The 17731-nt window shown below is 38.5% G+C and carries 17 protein-coding genes and 1 other RNA gene; 9 read left to right on the top strand and 9 right to left on the bottom strand.

Annotation, left to right across the window (positions count from 1 at the left end):
• Positions 1-8: 8 nt before the first annotated feature.
• Both ACZ5V8_RS03740 and ACZ5V8_RS03735 read left to right on the top strand, forming a co-directional pair.
• Complete coding sequence (locus ACZ5V8_RS03740) at positions 9-1133, top strand: ribonuclease D (protein ID WP_464218711.1); 1125 nt, start codon at positions 9-11, stop codon at positions 1131-1133.
• Between the two features lie 53 nt (positions 1134-1186).
• Positions 1187-1522, top strand: coding sequence for a hypothetical protein (locus tag ACZ5V8_RS03735; RefSeq protein ID WP_440615236.1), 336 nt, complete (start codon positions 1187-1189; stop codon positions 1520-1522).
• A 7-nt stretch (positions 1523-1529) separates the two neighbouring features.
• Here ACZ5V8_RS03735 and purC read toward each other — a convergent pair whose 3' ends face one another.
• Together purC and ACZ5V8_RS03725 are read right to left on the bottom strand one after the other, a co-directional pair.
• Entirely contained in the window at positions 1530-2243 is a 714-nt protein-coding gene (purC, locus tag ACZ5V8_RS03730; protein WP_440615237.1) for a phosphoribosylaminoimidazolesuccinocarboxamide synthase, read from the bottom strand.
• 32 nt (positions 2244-2275) lie between these two features.
• Positions 2276-3334, bottom strand: coding sequence for a hypothetical protein (locus ACZ5V8_RS03725; protein WP_464218399.1), 1059 nt, complete (start codon positions 3332-3334; stop codon positions 2276-2278).
• Between the two features lie 182 nt (positions 3335-3516).
• Here ACZ5V8_RS03725 and ACZ5V8_RS03720 point away from each other — a divergent pair, with 182 nt between their 5' ends.
• Both ACZ5V8_RS03720 and ACZ5V8_RS03715 read left to right on the top strand, forming a co-directional pair.
• Positions 3517-4635, top strand: a complete 1119-nt coding sequence (locus ACZ5V8_RS03720) for a hypothetical protein (protein ID WP_464218398.1) — start codon at positions 3517-3519, stop codon at positions 4633-4635.
• Between the two features lie 96 nt (positions 4636-4731).
• A complete protein-coding gene (locus tag ACZ5V8_RS03715) occupies positions 4732-5976 on the top strand; it encodes an MFS transporter (RefSeq protein ID WP_464218397.1) in 1245 nt (414 codons plus the stop codon).
• On the opposite strand, the gene ACZ5V8_RS03710 is transcribed toward ACZ5V8_RS03715, so the two are convergent.
• Positions 5942-7231, bottom strand: a complete 1290-nt coding sequence (locus ACZ5V8_RS03710; RefSeq protein ID WP_464218396.1) for an MFS transporter — start codon at positions 7229-7231, stop codon at positions 5942-5944. The genes ACZ5V8_RS03715 and ACZ5V8_RS03710 overlap by 35 nt on opposite strands.
• Before the next feature lie 355 nt (positions 7232-7586).
• A complete protein-coding gene (locus ACZ5V8_RS03705) occupies positions 7587-8540 on the bottom strand; it encodes a DNA-directed RNA polymerase subunit alpha (protein WP_440615242.1) in 954 nt (317 codons plus the stop codon).
• A 256-nt stretch (positions 8541-8796) separates the two neighbouring features.
• Here ACZ5V8_RS03705 and ACZ5V8_RS03700 point away from each other — a divergent pair, with 256 nt between their 5' ends.
• The 3 genes from ACZ5V8_RS03700 (at position 8797) to ACZ5V8_RS03690 (ending at position 11607) form a co-directional block, all read left to right on the top strand.
• Positions 8797-9426, top strand: coding sequence for a helix-turn-helix domain-containing protein (locus ACZ5V8_RS03700; RefSeq protein ID WP_464218395.1), 630 nt, complete (start codon positions 8797-8799; stop codon positions 9424-9426).
• Positions 9416-10390 (top strand): beta-N-acetylhexosaminidase, encoded by a 975-nt coding sequence (gene nagZ / locus ACZ5V8_RS03695; protein WP_464218394.1) that lies wholly within the window; start codon positions 9416-9418, stop codon positions 10388-10390. The genes ACZ5V8_RS03700 and nagZ overlap by 11 nt, the downstream gene beginning before the upstream one ends.
• A gap of 65 nt (positions 10391-10455) precedes the next feature.
• A complete protein-coding gene (locus tag ACZ5V8_RS03690; protein WP_440615245.1) occupies positions 10456-11607 on the top strand; it encodes a mechanosensitive ion channel family protein in 1152 nt (383 codons plus the stop codon).
• Between the two features lie 291 nt (positions 11608-11898).
• Here ACZ5V8_RS03690 and tmk read toward each other — a convergent pair whose 3' ends face one another.
• From tmk to ACZ5V8_RS03670, 4 genes are all read right to left on the bottom strand, one after another.
• Positions 11899-12564, bottom strand: coding sequence for a dTMP kinase (tmk, locus tag ACZ5V8_RS03685; protein ID WP_464218393.1), 666 nt, complete (start codon positions 12562-12564; stop codon positions 11899-11901).
• 2 nt (positions 12565-12566) lie between these two features.
• Positions 12567-13307 (bottom strand): deoxyribose-phosphate aldolase, encoded by a 741-nt coding sequence (gene deoC, locus ACZ5V8_RS03680; RefSeq protein ID WP_464218392.1) that lies wholly within the window; start codon positions 13305-13307, stop codon positions 12567-12569.
• Entirely contained in the window at positions 13297-14583 is a 1287-nt protein-coding gene (locus ACZ5V8_RS03675) for a phosphopentomutase (protein WP_464218391.1), read from the bottom strand. Before ACZ5V8_RS03675 ends, deoC begins: the two co-directional genes overlap by 11 nt.
• A gap of 94 nt (positions 14584-14677) precedes the next feature.
• Positions 14678-15247 carry a UPF0149 family protein gene (locus ACZ5V8_RS03670; protein ID WP_464218390.1) on the bottom strand — a complete coding sequence of 190 codons (570 nt, stop codon included), beginning with the start codon at positions 15245-15247 and terminating at the stop codon, positions 14678-14680.
• A gap of 108 nt (positions 15248-15355) precedes the next feature.
• Between ACZ5V8_RS03670 and ssrS the strand changes: the two genes are divergently transcribed.
• Positions 15356-15536, top strand: a non-coding RNA gene (ssrS, locus tag ACZ5V8_RS03665) — 6S RNA.
• A 14-nt stretch (positions 15537-15550) separates the two neighbouring features.
• Here ssrS and ACZ5V8_RS03660 read toward each other — a convergent pair.
• Positions 15551-16180: a CvpA family protein gene (locus tag ACZ5V8_RS03660; RefSeq protein WP_464218389.1), complete on the bottom strand. Its 630-nt coding sequence runs from the start codon at positions 16178-16180 to the stop codon at positions 15551-15553.
• 150 nt (positions 16181-16330) lie between these two features.
• On the opposite strand from ACZ5V8_RS03660, the gene sthA reads away from it, so the two are divergent.
• The gene (gene sthA, locus ACZ5V8_RS03655) at positions 16331-17731 is read left to right on the top strand and encodes a Si-specific NAD(P)(+) transhydrogenase (protein WP_440615251.1); all 1401 of its coding nucleotides are present in this window, start codon (positions 16331-16333) and stop codon (positions 17729-17731) included.

Raw genomic sequence — 17731 nt, 5'->3', positions numbered from 1 at the left:
AAGGATTTATTATACTACATTTTGTCTTTGTTTATTTAGAATATGCAGCACTAGACACTGAGTTTTATTGGCGTAACACCTATTATCCTGAATTATGCCTTATTCAAATTGCCACAACCGATCATATCTATTTGATCGATGCTTTATCAGCTGACATTAACTTGCAACTACTTAATCCGTTATTTGCAAATAAACACACACTTAAAATCATGCATGCGGCTGAGAATGACATCAAGATTTTGAGACATTACTTACATTGTGAGTTTAACGGCATATTCGACACACAAGTTGCCATGGCATTTCTAGGTCATGACCATCAATTATCACTGAGTAACACGCTAACTCATTTAGGGTTTGATGATTTAAATAAGGATGAAAAAATGTCAGATTGGCGTAAGCGCCCTTTATCCAACGCGCAAATAGCCTATGCTACATCCGATGTCACCTCCTTAATTCAATGTCAAAAACTGCTCACAGATCAGCTTAAACAAACACCATGGTTGAAGGCGTTTGCAGAAGAAATGCAGTTTATTCAAAAGACGCATTTCAATAACACACAGGATGCGCCCTTAAAATTTAAGCATCACCTTGCACGCTTAAATGCATCTGCCCGCACACATTTAATCCAATTATCAATTTGGCGCGAAGCCTATGCACAAAATAGAAACTGGGTGACGCGTTATGTGCTTTCAGATCAAGAGCTTGTCAACTTAGCTAAATTCAGTCCTCCTGATATACAGACTATTATTGATAGGCATATTCTATCGCACAAGAAAGTGCAGCGCTTTGGAGATCAAATCATCCAAGTACTACAATCAACCGATATTGACTATGAGAGCAGTCTTGTCGAACGCACTCGTATAAAGATTAATAAAGATCTATTACAATTATGCTTTGAGCATCTCACTGAGGCCGCTGAAAAACAACAACTGCCAATGGCATTGATCTCATCAAAGCAAGAGTTAAAACATTTTCTTTATCAGAAGCTGATTAATCCTAAACATATAGGAGCCAATAAACTAAATAATGGATGGCGCCTACAGTTTTTTGGTCAAATGATTGCTGATTACGCATATCAGCAATGTGCAGTATTAGGACTTCCCTACAATAAAAACCTTGACGAATTAAAATGATATTCTACGCTTAGAAGTGCCCCGCGCTATTCAATGAACTAAGGAGAATATTTATGAAAAAATTAGCTTTTTTATTGTTTGTTCCAACAAGCTTTTTCTTTGCCAGTACTAGCGTTCATGCTGCCACAGAGAGCAAAGCATCCACACCTGATATTCAATTAAACTGTAATGGTTCAGCGTTAACCTTGGGGCAAAGTCAAGCCGAAATCACTAAAACCTGTGGTGAGGCTAGCTATACTAGAAACTCTAAGAAATATAATAATACAACGCTATTTTATAAAACACCTGAAGCAACTGCTTCCATCGAAAACAAAACCAAACTTAAATTTGTTAATGATAAATTAGTTGAAATTTCTTATGAGCGCGAAAACAAACAGTTTGACGATTAATCAGAGCTTATAAAATCAACCCAATACGTTTAGCAACCGTTTTATAGTGACCAATCACATCACCTAGATCTTGACGAAAACGATCTTTATCAAACACCTCTTTTGTTTCTTTATCCCACAATCGACAACCATCTGGACTGAACTCATCCCCTAATAGGATCTCATTTTTAAATCGTCCAAACTCAAGCTTATAATCAACTAGCAATAAACCTGCATCATCAAAAACGTTAGATAAAATATCATTTACTTTGAAAGTAGCTTCACGCATAAACTTAATCTCTGACGCAGTTGCCCAATTAAAGCTTAAAATATGTGATGTATTAATCATTGGATCACCCAATGCATCATCTTTTAAAAAGAATTCAAACACCGGCTTCTCAAATTTCATGCCTTTTTCCAGACCTAAGCGTTTGCAAATTCCACCGGCTGCATAATTACGCACAACACATTCAACAGGGATCATTTCAAGGCGCTTCATCAAACTTTCATTATCGTTTAACGTTTTGACAAAGTGCGTTTTAACCCCTTCTTGTTCAAGTTTTTGCATAATATAAGCATTAAAAAGATTATTAACACGCCCCTTGTCTGTTAACGCTTCTTTTTTAACACCATTAAATGCTGTGGCATCATCACGATATTCAATAATAACATGATCGGCATCATCACTTTGGTAAACAGACTTGGCCTTTCCTTGGTATATCAACTCTTTAACCATTTTCATTATCCTCTTCTTACTTTCTAGCTATTTAGGTGTTATTTAAGCGGGATGTGCGATGCAATTGCCGCTAAAATTGGCTTTGCCTTATCCACTGGAATCAACACTTGTTTGGTATCAAACAATGAAACTCTTAACTGCTGTTGCTCTTCTCTGAAGAAATTACGCCAATTACTCATATCACTAAAGATCGAGCCGTTTTGTGTGTATGGGTACAGATATAGCAAGTAGCTTTGATCTTTATTATCTTCAAATAGAATCGTCTGTTCTTTAGCATCATAAGCAACGTATTTATAGCCTGCTGCTTTTAACGCGCTTTCCAAGGTCTTTCTTGTCAGTACTTCACCACCAACAAATACAATAGAGACAACCTTATCCTTAGTATAAAGCTGGAACTTCAAACCACTCTCACTATTGATAAAGCCAAATTGGGCTTTAACCAAAGTTTCCTCTGTGACTTTTTGACCTTCTATTGATTTTTGAATTTGCTCAACGATGCTAGTTGCTTCTTTACTAACGGCTGGCTTTTCATCCATTGTGAATAAAGATAACTCAGCGCGTCTAAATTCATTTTTAACGTGCGCAATAAATACATAATAAGACTCACCAGAAGCTTTGTCTTTGATCACAAAGCGGCCATTCTCTTTATCTGTTTTTTCAATTGCCACATTAGACAGCTTATCTTTTAGTGCAGACTCTACAATCATCCATGTCACCGCATGTGGTTCGTAAATGACTAATTTAGCTTGATTGTCTTTATCATAATTTAATTTCGCTGTCACAACATAAAGCTGCTTTTGCTCAACTGCACTCACATCATAATTCGATGTGAAATTAGGTGGTAACATCGAATTTTGTGCCTGAGACAGTTGATTCTTTGTAAAGCTCGTTTGCCCTTTTGGAATAACCAATGCCGGATGGATATTAGGATCTGTTGAGACGGACTTTGGTACTTCCAGTGGTTTGTTTTGTTCAACGGGTTGACGCGCGTAATCAAAATCACGATTACGGAAAAAATGACTGGTTGACGAGCACCCCGCCAACGTGCTGATACTTAAAATTGCAAGTGTACATGCAGTGATTTTATTAAATTTCATGACTACTTTACTTGGAAAAAGGTAACGCCATTATACACAAGCAAAGCCTAAATACGCATAGGATTTTAGCGCAAAAGTTCTAGTTATTTAAAAAACTAATATCCCTATTAGAAATACTAATTTCCATGATTGATTAAAAAACGGTAAATTTCTTCCTGCAACACAAACACACGGAGAAAAAAATGAAAAAACTAAGCCTACTAATCGCAAGCTCTTTATTCATATCAACAAGCGCTTTTGCTGCAACAAATGTAACATCTGATGATGTTGCCAATGCCGTAACACATGTCAACGATGTCAGCTTTTCAGACCAAGAAGGCACTGAAAACATTCAACAGCTTAAGAAATTAGTACAAAATGCCAAAGCAAAAAACTATATTGCCTCTGTTGTCAACACAGCCAATTTAGTTTCAATCGTTGTACCACAATATCAAGCATTCACAAAATCAACAGACTTGAATGAAGCATACACCAGTTTTTTCGTTGGATTTAATGATGCGCTTCAAGATACTATTACTGCATATCCTAAACTAGATATCATGGATCAATACTTAACAGAGGCACATAAGCAATTACAGTTAACCTGGGATCACCGTGTTACTTTCTTAAACGGTGAGTCAGGCGAGCAAGAAGCTTATGCGTTTAATTATTTATTAAATTACCTGACGATCAATGGTGTTAATGTCTTACAAAAAGGTAAAAGCATTGATGAAACCAAAGCTTTTTACGTAAAACTAAACAAGCAAGGTTATAGCATTCCAATGAGTGCTTTTGATATTTACTATAAAGCACGTGATATGGCAATTGACGCGGTTTACGGCATCAATAAAGACATGGTTATTTCAGCCTTGCAAAATGTACAAAATAACGCCAAAGTTCAACAATTATCTGAAGCAACTAACGATATCAATGTCGCGATTAATGATTTCTTGAACTTAAGCTACAGCTTTAAGTTTTTAGGTAAAACCATTGAAATCAAATTAATCCCTAAACAGCTGCAGGATATGGTGAAAAGTGCATTACAAAAATCTGGTTTTAACGATACGACAAGTGCATTGAACTTCCTATTAGCGACAACAACAGACGGTCAAACAAATATTCCAGTAGCTGCAGATTATAACAACATCAAGAATGCGCAAGATGATAATATGTTTGCACGTTTAATGGTTACCTTGTCAATGATGCTTGCACAAAACATCAATGCTAATACGCAAGATCAACAGTTTCATATTACTGATGAGCAAGCTTATTATGTGATTACTTACCAACTTGCAGAATTAGTTAATAAAAATCTAGCATAAGTAAAAACATTCACTGAAAACTCAAAACATCCTTCGACATTTGATCTGTTTTTCAGTATAAATAAGCGCATAAAAAAATGCGCTAGTGATAAGCTTATGATCAAAAAACAACGCAATATACTAGCCGCTTGGATTTGTTTTCTTGGCGGCTTTTTTGTGCTTTACCAATTCCTACTGCAAGGCTCAACCAGTTTAATGGTGCCAACATTAATGCGTGATTTATGCATTAACCTCACTGAAATCGGCTTTTTATCTTCTGCGTTTTTCTATCCTTATATTCTTTTGCAAATTCCATCTGGCTTTATCATTGATAAATTCGGTCCTAAAAAAACTTTATTTATTGGTGCGCTTATCTTAGGTTTGAGCACATTAGGATTCGCTTTTTCTGAAGGCTTTGCCACTGCTAATATCTCTCGAATCATTATGGGTATTGCAAGTGCGCCAGGCGTTGCATGCGCTATGTATCTTGCTGCACGTTGGTTTCCCAAGAAATTCACTATTGTCGCAGGCTTGATTGAAATGATGGGGATGCTTGGAGGTGCTGCAGGTGATTATTTTCTTGAGCATGCGATAAATGGTTATGGCTGGCGCACCGCGATGATTATTTGCGCTATTATCGGCTTGGTTCTTGCTGCTTTGATTTTGATTTTCGTCAAGGGAAATGCCCATGAATGCTGTGAAGTTGACAAACAAAGCAACTGCCAAACACATACCTTAAAGCACTTCATGGCACTATTAAAGAATGCTGATGTATGGCGCTATAGCCTATTTGGCGGTTTGATTTTCACCATTATCAGCGCCTTTGCATCTCTTTGGAGTATTGGCTTTATCCAAGTGCTTTATCCTGAGCAAAGCAGTCAGGCATCGCATGCTACAGCACTTATTTTTATTGGTGCCGCCTTAGGTGCTGCATCTAGTGGCTGGCTTGCTAACAAAATTCGCTGTATCCATGTTATGCAGTTATTTAGCCTTATTGCCCTGAGTAGCTTTATCGTCCTTTTATATATTGCCATTCCCTTTTATCTTGGCAATATTTTGCTTTTCCTAATGGGCTTTGGTTCAGGTGCCTATATTCTGCCATTTGGCTCAATAGAGAAATTATCGCACCCTGATGCCCAAGGTATGGCAATGGGCTTTACCAATATGATTATTATTGGTCTAGGTGGTCCCATACTGCAACCTTTCATCGGTTGGATTTTAAGTTGGTATCAATCAGCTTATCAATGTAGCGCTAACACCTTAGGTGGGTTTCAAACCGCCTTACTACCTATCTTAATCGGGTTAATTATTGCCGTTGTCCTAAGCTTTATTCCGGCAAAGTCGACAAACGCTTGCAATTAGTTTCTTTGACAGTCAACAAACCAATGACAAAAGCAATGGCAAAAAACAAAGTACAGCCAATAGTAAGTGCAACTTGATAGCCATGAACACTAATACTCTCGCCATTTTTAGAAAATTGATTGAGCACAATACCGGTGACATTTTGCGCAGCCCAAGCCCCTAATAGCACAAACATATTATTAAATCCCACAGCAGTTGCCGTTAATGAGGTAGGAACATTCTCAATCATAATGGCAAAAGATAAGGTTTGTGCACCCGCTGCCACACCAAGCAAAAACATCAAGATTGAAAATATCACATAGCTATCAACAGCCAACCAATTAAGTAACAAACTAATAACCACACCAAATACAGCACACGCTAAGAGCACTTGCTTGCGTCTGCCGAGCTTATCTGATAATAGTCCGATCAATGGACTGCCCAAACCCAGACCAAGCCACACAAATGATACGGCACTTGCTGATATTGTTTGACTAAAAAAATGCTGCAGATAACCAACACCGCTCATTGAACCAATCACTTCAACTGCTGGATAAACAAAAAAAGCAAAGATTGCAATTAACCACACCTGCTTTATTTTGATCAACATCACAAGTTTTTGTTTAACTGTTAATGCACTCTTGCTACTTACTTCCGTCTTATCCTCTTGATGTTTAGACTTATCTCTAACAAATAAAAAGAAAAACAACGCCAAAATACATCCAGCAACAAATACGCCATGAAAGATTAGTCGCCAGTCATTATCCGTGACAACAAGCATGAGCACAAAAGGGGCTCCCGCTAAAATCGGTCCAATCATTCCAAGTATTTGCGTCATACCACCCATAACACCTAAATGCTGATGCGGAAACCAATCAAGAATAATTTTAAACATCATTGCAAAAGCAAAAGCAGATCCCAAACCAATGGCAAAACGCCCAACCCAAGCAATAATTGCCGTTGTCGCAAAGCTAAATAATAAAGCGCCAAGTGCGGTAACAATAATCGCAAAAGTACCCACCTTGCGCACACCAAAATGATCAATCAGTATCCCCACTGGCAATTGCATCAAGGAATATGCCAAAAAATATGCCGATGAAATACTACTGACCGTTAATGCATCTAGATGCAGATCATGGGCGAAGATCGCATTCATTGAGCCAAATGAAGCGCGACAGAAAAACTCATACAAAAAGAAAATGCCCGCTAATGAGAAAAAAAGCCAGCCTTTGAGAAGTTTACGTGAAAAAAGATTGGATTGTGCTAATGATGGCATGTGATGATTTTTTAGATTTAAAGTGTCTTTAAATTACCACAGCTAACGAGATAAAAAAATATAATTAATGGATTTAAATCTCAATCAAACGATCACCTAATAATCGCTGTAAGTTACATCCTAAGGCAAGTCAAACAGGAAATATCACGCATGAGGGAATTTGGCTTCGACTAATGCTCCGCCAACGTCTATCGTACCCTGAGCCAAGTCGAAGGGAAGATATTATACAAAAGGAACATATGGCTTCGACTAACGCTCAGCCAACGTCTATCCTACCCTGAGCCAAGTCGAAGGGAAGATATTATACAAAAGGGACATATGGCTTCGACTAACGCTCAGCCAACGTTAGTTAGTTTTAGATCAACTCTTTTGGCCAATCATCAACGATCGTACCCAATGAGTAACCATAAGAAGATAATTTTTCTTTAATCTCATTTAATGATTTACGACCAAAGTTTGGTGTTTTCATTAGCTCAGACTCAGTACGCTGCACCAATTCACCGATGTAACGAATATTCTCTGATTTTAAGCAATTTGCTGAACGCACCGTCAAATCTAGCTCCTCAACTGTTTTCAATAAGAACGGATCAATCTGTGGCTCTTCTTCAACATATAAGCGCTCTGCCAATTCGTCTTCATCAACGATATTCGACATTTGTGTTTTAATTTTTTGTGCTGCCAAACTCAACGCTTCAGACGGTGTTAAGCTACCATCTGTTTTAATCTCAAGAATCAACTTATCTAAGTCTGTCTTTTGCGCAACACGCGCGTTTTCAACATTATAGCTGCAACTTACAATAGGTGAATAAGACGCATCCAACACAAACCAGCCATCAGCAAAAGCTTCTTCTGCAGCAACATAGCCAACACCAAGTTCAATCTGTCCATCGATTGATAGTTTTTCTTTGCCTTCATATTGGCAAATATAAACATCAGGATTTAAAATCTCCACTCCTTCAGAGACTGTTAAATCTGCTGCGTAAATATCTTTCGCCTTACCTGAGAGTTTAATCGCAATCTCTGCTGATTTATGTTCAGGTGAAAGCTTAAACTCAATAGCTTGCAAGTTAAGTAAGATCTCTTCGATTGTTTCAACCGTTGGCAACTGAACAGAAAGATCATCACCATCATTGAACTTAACACGTGTTAACGCAGTCCCTGCCAATGCATTAGCTAAAATCTGCTTTAATGAGAATCCAAGCGTGTAGCCAAAGCCACGCTCTAAAGGTTCCAAAATAATCTTTGCTTCTTTGTCATTTTTCTCAAGATTATTCACTGTTGTCGGATGTAGCAAATGCTCTAGTGCCATCGTTTTATATACCCTTTTGTTTATATATTACATCTCAATGCTTTTTAATCGCCTGACTATTCAAGCATTAACTCGCACGATTTGATAAATACGGATGTCGAAATTTTGCAGCATTCTATCAAATTTTTTCTAAAAAACCTAAAAGAAATTGACATTTGATTAGATTCATCCTTAAAGCAACGCAAGAAAGACTATAAAATGGTTTATGTTGAGTATATAATTCAGTGCAGTCACAATAAATCTAGCATCAATTATAATGAATAGCTTTCAGCAACAACTTAAGCACTTACGTGAACAACAACAACTAACCGTCGACGGTGTCGCCAGCAAAATGAGCTTCACGGCACAAACCATCCAAATGCTAGAAGATACAGACGATTTATTTTCGCTTGAATTACCCACTCAATCACTTAAAAACTATTATCGCAAATATGGCGAATGCCTTGGGATGCCTGAGCGCAAGATTGTGAGTATGTTAAATAGAATTGATTATTTGGATTATAAGCGCTCACGCAAAGGCAAAATGAAGCCATTTGATTACCTTAATCGCTTGGTTATTCTTATTTTAATTGCTCTATTAGGGCACACGGTTTATGCGCTATATCAACAACAAAAAGCTAATGCACTAAAACAAAGTATTGTTACCTTGAGTGCACCTATTGTTTCTAGCTCAGCCGAACAAGAAAGTCCAATAACTTCACCTCCAGCTAATAACCAAACAAGTGATACTGTAGCAACACCAAACACAACAATACCTAATACAAGTAATGCGACAACAATTAATCCTACAAGCGAATCAGCAGCAATAAATACTGCAGCACCTACAACACCTCAACCAAGTGATGCAACACAACAGCGATCAACTGAGCAACAAAATGCACAGTAAGTCAACCACTGCTCGCTTTATTATTGGCATTGAATCAACTCAACTGACGCCTTGCGACATTAACCGCCTACAAAACAAACATGTTGTTGGCGTCATTCTATTTACTCGCAACTTTATAAATACAGATCAACTACAGAAACTAACGACAGCCATCAAATCATGTCGTAATGATCTTATTATTTGTGTCGACCAAGAAGGTGGACGTGTTCAACGCTTTAAAAGCGACCAATTCACACCACTACCCTCACTCTATGAACTTGCACAAGCAAATGATAAAACACAACTTAAACAGCATGTTGCAACACTTGCCAATGAGTTGAAATATCATGGCATTGACTTTAGCTTCACTCCGGTGGTTGACTTATATTCTCAAGCAAGCCGCGTGATTAATACACGCGCTTTTGCTAAAGATGCCGATGAAGTAACACATCATGCTACTGAATACATTGATGCCATGCATCAACACAACTTACCTAGTGTTTTAAAGCACTTCCCAGGGCATGGTAGCCTCGCGGCTGACTCCCACACAGAAAGCGTTATCGATCAGCGAACGTTGAGTGAGGTAGAGCAAACAGATTTGTTGCCATTCACCACACTTATTAACGCAAATAAGGCTGACAGCATTATGGTGGCTCACCTGTCTTATCCGCAAATAGATAGTGAAATTGCTTCACAATCAAGCTTTTGGCTTAACACTTATCTGCGCCAAAAGATTGGTTTTAATGGCATTATTTTTAGTGACGATTTCGGCATGGCTGCTGCAACTCAAACTGATAAACATCAACTATATAACTGTCAAAAATTCTTTGATGCTGGAGGAGACATCGCTTTACTATGTAATGAGTTTGCTATCATCAATGAAATACTCAATGTTTTTAATAATGATAATTATCAGGATGATAAAACCTTTAATGACCGTTGGCAGTGCTTTCAACATTTTTTTGACAACGATTTGCAACAATAGCCATCTTGAAGTTCTCAAGAATTTCCCTAAAATAACATTCATTACAAAATATTATTAAGTGATTTATGGATCCTATTACACAATATATGGATGTTAACAAAGCTTATGCTGAATATATTCATGCTGCGATTGTGATTATCGCTATTTTACTGGTTAATGTAATTATTCGTATTGTACTTGCTATTTTTGATAAGAGTCTTGCTAAAAAGTCACCTTACTTGCGCATATTTTATCAAGCCGTTAATCGCCCTGTACGTTACGTCACATGGATTATTGGGTTATGGATCATTCTAACTCAATTCATTAATTGGCAAGGTGAGCAGCCGCAAATGATCTTTGCAATCGCCAATAAAACTGTGAAAATCTTAGTCATCTTGTGCATCGCATGGATACTTTTACGATTTGCTCGCGGCATGCGCCAACTGTTCATTGACAAAAACACGCGTACCGATGGCGGTTATAATGACTTTAGCATGATTGAAACGGTCTATAAGGCTGCTCAAGCAATCATTATAATTTTACTCTTTTTCAGCGTGCTTGGTGCTCTTGATATCCCTATTGTCGCTTTAGCAGGTATGGCTACCGTAGTAACGGGTTTTTTCGCAATTACACAACAAGAACTTATCAAAAACCTTTTTGGCGGCACCGTACTGTATCTTGACCGACCTTTTGCTGTTGGTGATTGGATCTATACCGTTGATGGTAGTATTCAAGGAACGGTTGAAAAAATCAGCTTTAGACTCACCATTATTCGTGGATTTGATCGACGCCCTATTTATGTACCAAACGCCACTTTCCTAACCGCTGCTGTTGTTAATGCATCACGCATGACTAATCGTCGAATTTTGCAGTATATTGGTGTGCGTTATCAAGACTTTAGTAAAGTGCATAAGATCTTAAGTGATGCTCGTGAGATGCTAAAAAAACACCCTGCAATCGATCAAAAATGTATAACTTTGGTATGCATTGTCAATGGTAACACCAATATGGGCTCAAATACTGAAGGCGTCTTTGGTTCATATTCGATTAATTTTATGGTTTACACCTTTACCAAAACCACCAACTGGGTCAAATTTCAAGCCGCACAAGATGAAATCATGCTAAAAATTGGCGAGATCATTGAACAAAATGGTGCCCAAATTGCTTTTCCAACGACCACACTCAATATCCCTGAAGGCGCATTAGATCAAGTCACGACTGCTGGTAACAAACTATAAGAATATTATGGTAATGAATCAATAATAAGTTGCGTCAGCTATACCGCTCGTAAATCATTTTACGGTGTTAGATGTCGAAGAAGTTTTTGATGTTTTTGGGTGATGGAACTGCAGGCAATAGCTGGGACTATTGGCAAAATTGCATCACCCAAAAGGGCGCAAAATTCAATGACAAAAATGCTGTAAAATGGTTTATGGGCGGTATAGTACCTCTCCCCTTGCGGGAGAGGTCGTGCAGCTTAAGCTGCACGGGTGAGGGGAATAATTGAAGCGCAACTTATTCTTGATTCACTACTTAATAAACCTTGAAAACACTTCGGCTATCTGTACCTGAACTTCTTCAATAGTATTATTGGCATTAATCATAGCGCTCGTTTGCGGGTTATCTTTAACAAGCTTTAAAAACACCTCGCGCGCACGATTAAAAAACGCTATTTTCTCCTGCTCAATACGGTCTAATACATTTCTTGATCTGGCACGCTCAAGTCCAATTACTGGATCAATATCCAAGTAAATCGTTAAATCTGGGCGAAAGGATGATAGCAACAAATCATTTAATTGCTTAACTTTATCAAGCCCAAGCTCTCTACCACCTCCTTGGTAAGCTAAACTCGACCAATTAAAACGATCGCTCACCACCCACTTGCCACTGTTAAGTGTAGGTTTTATCAACTTTTCAACATGCTGCATACGTGTTGCGTACATAAGCAGCAACTCAGCTTCAGGGCACAACGCTTCTTCCTGATACGATGTAATTAAAATATTACGTATCTTTTCAGCTAAGAAAGTACCACCTGGTTCACGTGTGAAAACCGACTCAATTTTTTTTTGCGCCAATATTTCACGAACAAATTCAATCGCGGTGCTTTTACCCGCCCCCTCTAAGCCCTCAATGGCAATAAACTGTGCTTTTTGGTTATCTTGATTATTTTGCCTATTCTGTCTATTTTCTTTCATCTCTAATAACTGCTTGTGCTTGAATCAAAATTTAATAAATTATCCAATAAACCGCTAACGCCAAAGCGAAAATGCTTTTTATTAATATAGTGATCACCACATATTGAACGTGCTAATTGAATATATTTTAATGCTCCAACATAATCTCTAATGCCACCTGACGCTTTAAAGCCAACCAGTCGATCTGATAAAGCAATTTCCTGCAATATGATTTTAGCCGCTTCTAGCGTTGCACCAACAGCTGTTTTACCTGTTGAGGTTTTAATAAAGTCTGCTTTGGCATTAATCATATCGCGACTGATGATTTGGATAAGCTCAGGTGGTAACTCACCAGATTCTATAATCACCTTTAGCTTATGATCTTGGCATAAGTCTTTTGCCGCTTTCACTATATTTATCGCGTGTGGCGATGCGCCATTTTTAAGATACTCTGTATAGGGAATGACTAGATCAATTTCGTTAGCACCAAGTTTAATCGCATTTTTAACTTCGATGACGACAGTATCAACAGAGGCCTTGCCATGAGGAAAGTTAACCACCGTTGCAATCTCAATATCTGGATTAAGTTTGGGTTTAACATATGAAATAAACTCAGGATAAACACAAACTGCAGCTACTGTACCTAGATGATTAACGCTTTTTTGTAACAATTGATCGATATTTGCCTGAGTGTCTGCCTTATTGAGTGATGTCAGATCGATAAGAGAAACAATTTCCGCTAACTGATTGTGATCAATCAACATGTGCTATATCCGCTGACTTGAAAATCGATTGCCCGAAGCTTAAGGGCACTAACCCCATATAGTCGGCAATGCTCTGACCAATATCTGCAAAACTCATACGCTCGCCAATGCATTCAGTTGTGATATTTTTGCCCCATACCAGAAAAGGGATATGCTCACGCGTGTGATCTGTTCCCTGCCAACTTGGATCACAACCATGATCCGCTGCAATAATAACCATCGTATCATCATCTAATAGTTGATCAAGCTCGGGCAGGCGTGAGTCAAAATACTCCAATGCTTTGGCATAACCTTCAATATCACGGCGATGACCAAAGCTTGAGTCAAAATCGACAAAGTTTGTAAAAATTAGTGAGTTAGGCTCTGCATCCTGATAAGTTGCAAGTGTTACATCAAACAGCTCTGTTAATCCTGTAGCTTTAATGCTTTGTGTGATCCCTTGATGAGCGTAAATATCCGCGATTTTACCAATTGAGATCACTTCTCCACCGGCTTCTTTTAATTTATCAAGCAAGGTAGGTTCTGGCGGCAATACTGAATAATCTTTGCGATTTCCCGTGCGAACATATTCATTTGCTGATTCACCAATAAAGGGTCGCGCAATCACACGACCTACCACTAATCCCATTTCATCCAGAAGATCACGTGCAATTTTGCATATCTTAAGCAAACGCTCTAAACCAAAATACTCTTCATGGGCTGCCACCTGAAAAACACTATCTGCTGAGGTGTAGATAATCGGCTTCTCTGTCAAGCAGTGGTTAACACCATATGTTTTAAGCACTTCAGTGCCTGATGCATGACCTGCATCAATAACACCTTGTGTTAACTCACTGCGCTTTAGCCATTCATCAATAAATGCTTTAGGAAATACCGATTCACCTTCATCTTTATCTTTATCTTTATCTTCAGCATGATTACTTTCCGCAAAATAATGCCAATCAAACATTACCGGCACACCGGCAATCTCCCAATGACCACTTGGCGTATCTTTGCCCTTACTATTTTCAACACAATAACCATATTTAGCTTCTACAACAGGCTCTTCTTTGAATAAATCAATTGTGAGCTTACGCGCACGACTTAACTCTGCGGCTTTCTGCAAACCACGTCTGGCAAGATTTGGTAAATCTAATGATCTTTTATACTGCGCACGATAATCAACAATATGCCCCAAGGTATCAGAACCTTGGTCACCAAATAGCTTGGCGTCTTTAGCCTCACCAATACCAAAAGAATCCATTAATAATATGATTACTTTTTTATTATTTAACACGAATGCTTTTCCTTACAATATATTTATGAATATATACCCACCACAAATCATTTTACAGAATTTCTTGCTTTGCAACTAAACACCGTAAAATGGTTTACGATCGATATAGGCGTTTAAGCCCAAACTCGCTATGAATAAGAAGTACCGCGACCTTAGTATATTCGACTAGCTCCATATAGGCCCTTTCTTCATCTTCTTGCCCTGTGACTTCATCATCATACTGCAAACGCGACATATCGATTAAATCAGCGATTGCCTCTTGAACCTCGGCAGAGCCTTTGGTGTAGTTAATCTCCATAAGTCCAAGTCCTGACAAAAAGCCCTGACTCCACATCGCTAACGCATCAATTCGCATATGAAATTTTTCATCGTCATCTGGCAGCAACAAGTCAAAATGCATGTCCTGTGCTAAAAACTGGGCTTTTGTTAGCTGATACATTTCAGCTAATACTTTTAATGCGCCTTGCGCGACAACATCACCTGCTTCAATGGGTTCAGCCATTAGTGAATCCATCCATGCTTCAATACGCACTTCAGCTCCTCCTGTAAAAAGCGCGCACAATAAAGCATGTGCCTCAGAAGCTTCAGATAATGCATTGATTTTACGTAGTGCAGCAGTCACTTCCTGGTAATCAGGTAAAACTTGTTTTTCCGTTATTTGCATGAGTGTTTTTATCATTAAAATCAAGATGTCGCTATCGTATCATTTTTTTTACAACAAATCACTTGCACTTAGTAACATATGCTTCTATGATTTCAAGTGTAAGTTTAGTGTTGCCTGTGCTGTTAGCCAGTCCTTACATTCTTGAGCCGATGTATTTATATCGGGAGCGTAGATACTTGTTTTAGCGTGCATGCTCGGTCTGACTGAGAAGCCCAACGAACAGCAAACGCACCCACTTGGTTCTTGAGGGTTCAAGAGCCATGTAAGCAGCGGCAGATATGGGCGGCACTATAAAAATTCTGACTAGCCTATGGCTTCCAATTCAGCTTTTGATTTATGAAACTCCTGCTCTTGATGACCCTTTGAGTTACTGCGATCAGAATCGCTACTTCCAAACCCACTTTTATCATTATCATCATTTTTATAAATACTATTATCATGTATTTTCTGATGGACATCTTCTGGCAATTTATGGTCAACCCAAACTGCACCTTTGACTAACCATGGTACCAATAATGAACCCTGCCAAGCTTGTTGCTCAGTCAGTGCCTTGTTATAACTAAGGACACCAACAATTAAACTAACAACAAGCGTTGATTTAACAACGCCAAACAAAAAGCCCAATAAGCGATCTGTAACTGTCTGATGATCTTTACGAAAAACACCAAAAATAATATGTGCCACACCGCCTAAAAGCCAAACAAAGAGTACAATCGCAAAAAACGACATCCAAAACGCCACTTCAGGTGAATTAAACCACTTTGTAACAATATTCATATCAAGAGAATCTGCAAAAAAGTAGGCAGATACTGCGGCAATCAACCAAGTGAGCAAAGAGATTAATCCACGCACAAATCCTTGTGAAAAGCCAATAATTGCAAAACCAAACACGATAATAATAAAAACCCAATCAAGCCAATTTAGCAGTGACATTACTCTTCCTTATAAGCCTAAAACAGCTTTTATTGTAGCGCGCTTTTGACACTTGGCAATCATTGCGCTGAAACAATGCTTAAAAAGTTCCACATGCCCACAGCCCATATGCTACAATTTGCAGCAAATTTCAAGAAAGGCGTAAATATCATGCAATTCGATTCTTTTGATTCTTTTAACTCTTTTGACTACGATGTCATTGTCATCGGCAGTGGGCCAGGTGGTGAGGGCGCTGCAATCAAAGCGGCTAAGTCAGGTCTTAAAGTGGCAATTGTTGAATCCGAGACTATCGGTGGCAACTGCACACATAAAGGCACAATCCCAAGTAAAGCACTGCGACATGCAGTATCTCACTTTTCTTTTCATGCAAAATATCATGACTACAGTTACCCACAAATGTTAGAGAATGCTTCACGTGTTATCAATGCACAAACCGAGCTAAAAACAGGGTTTTACAAACGCAATAATGTTGACATGTTGCATGGCTTTGCACGCTTTATAGACCCACATACCATTTGTATTTGCTCAGCAGACGAAGACGAACAAACCAAGGAACAGTTCAAAGCAAAATATTTTGTTATTGCCACAGGTTCCAGACCTTATCACCCTAAAGATATTGATTTCAATCATCCTCGTATTTTGGATAGTGATAGTATTCTGCACCTTGATGACAACCCCAAGACCATATCCATTTACGGTGCGGGGGTTATTGGTTGCGAGTATGCCTCTATTTTCCGCACATTAAAAATCCGTGTCAATTTGATTAATAACCGAGAGCGCTTATTATCTTTTCTTGATAATGAAATTATTGATGCTTTGAGTTACCACTTTCGCGAGCACGGTATTCGCACGCATCATAACGAGCACTATGATACCATTGATGCCAATGATAACGAGGTAATTCTAAAATTAAAGTCAAATAAAATTATCAAATCAGACTACTTATTATTTGCCCAAGGACGTACGGGAAATACCGATCAACTAGGGCTTGATGCGATTGATATTGAGGCGAACATACGTGGATCAATCGAGGTTAATCAAAACTATCAAACGCTCAAACACCCACATATTTATGCTGTTGGCGATGTTGTTGGTTACCCCTCTCTTGCTTCTGCGGCTTTTGACCAAGGTCGCTTTGCCGCAACGCATATTGCTAAAGGCAGGTGCACCAATCATTTAATCAAAGATATTCCAACGGGTATTTATACCTTGCCTGAAATCAGCTCTGTTGGTAAAACAGAACAAGAACTCACCGAAGAAAAAATTCCTTACGAAGTGGGGCACGCGTTTTTTAAGGATCTTGCGCGCGCGCAAATCTCAGGCAAAACCGCTGGCATGCTTAAGCTTATTTTTCACCGTGAGACACTGCAGTTATTAGGAATTCATTGTTTTGGTAGTCAAGCTTCTGAGATTATTCACATCGGACAGGCGATCATGTCACAAAAAGGTAAAGCCAATACATTGATGTATTTTATCAATACAACGTTCAACTACCCTACCATGGCAGAAGCCTATCGAGTTGCCGCTTTAAATGGATTAAATAGATTGTAG

Source organism: Cysteiniphilum sp. GTC20157, assembly GCF_055396795.1.
Note: the sequence above shows the minus strand (reverse complement) of the source record. Positions and strands in the feature narration are given on the sequence as shown.

What these genes read in the sequence shown, in the direction of transcription:
- ACZ5V8_RS03735 (WP_440615236.1), top strand. Translation starts at nt 1,187, where the DNA reads ATGAAAAAATTAGCTTTTTTATTGTTTGTTCCAACAAGCTTTTTCTTT.
- purC (WP_440615237.1), bottom strand. Translation starts at nt 2,243, where the DNA reads ATGAAAATGGTTAAAGAGTTGATATACCAAGGAAAGGCCAAGTCTGTT.
- ACZ5V8_RS03725 (WP_464218399.1), bottom strand. Translation starts at nt 3,334, where the DNA reads ATGAAATTTAATAAAATCACTGCATGTACACTTGCAATTTTAAGTATC.
- ACZ5V8_RS03720 (WP_464218398.1), top strand. Translation starts at nt 3,517, where the DNA reads ATGAAAAAACTAAGCCTACTAATCGCAAGCTCTTTATTCATATCAACA.
- ACZ5V8_RS03715 (WP_464218397.1), top strand. Translation starts at nt 4,732, where the DNA reads ATGATCAAAAAACAACGCAATATACTAGCCGCTTGGATTTGTTTTCTT.
- ACZ5V8_RS03710 (WP_464218396.1), bottom strand. Translation starts at nt 7,231, where the DNA reads ATGCCATCATTAGCACAATCCAATCTTTTTTCACGTAAACTTCTCAAA.
- ACZ5V8_RS03705 (WP_440615242.1), bottom strand. Translation starts at nt 8,540, where the DNA reads ATGGCACTAGAGCATTTGCTACATCCGACAACAGTGAATAATCTTGAG.
- ACZ5V8_RS03700 (WP_464218395.1), top strand. Translation starts at nt 8,797, where the DNA reads ATGAATAGCTTTCAGCAACAACTTAAGCACTTACGTGAACAACAACAA.
- nagZ (WP_464218394.1), top strand. Translation starts at nt 9,416, where the DNA reads ATGCACAGTAAGTCAACCACTGCTCGCTTTATTATTGGCATTGAATCA.
- ACZ5V8_RS03690 (WP_440615245.1), top strand. Translation starts at nt 10,456, where the DNA reads ATGGATCCTATTACACAATATATGGATGTTAACAAAGCTTATGCTGAA.
- tmk (WP_464218393.1), bottom strand. Translation starts at nt 12,564, where the DNA reads ATGAAAGAAAATAGACAGAATAGGCAAAATAATCAAGATAACCAAAAA.
- deoC (WP_464218392.1), bottom strand. Translation starts at nt 13,307, where the DNA reads ATGTTGATTGATCACAATCAGTTAGCGGAAATTGTTTCTCTTATCGAT.
- ACZ5V8_RS03670 (WP_464218390.1), bottom strand. Translation starts at nt 15,247, where the DNA reads ATGCAAATAACGGAAAAACAAGTTTTACCTGATTACCAGGAAGTGACT.
- ACZ5V8_RS03660 (WP_464218389.1), bottom strand. Translation starts at nt 16,180, where the DNA reads ATGTCACTGCTAAATTGGCTTGATTGGGTTTTTATTATTATCGTGTTT.
- sthA (WP_440615251.1), top strand. Translation starts at nt 16,331, where the DNA reads ATGCAATTCGATTCTTTTGATTCTTTTAACTCTTTTGACTACGATGTC.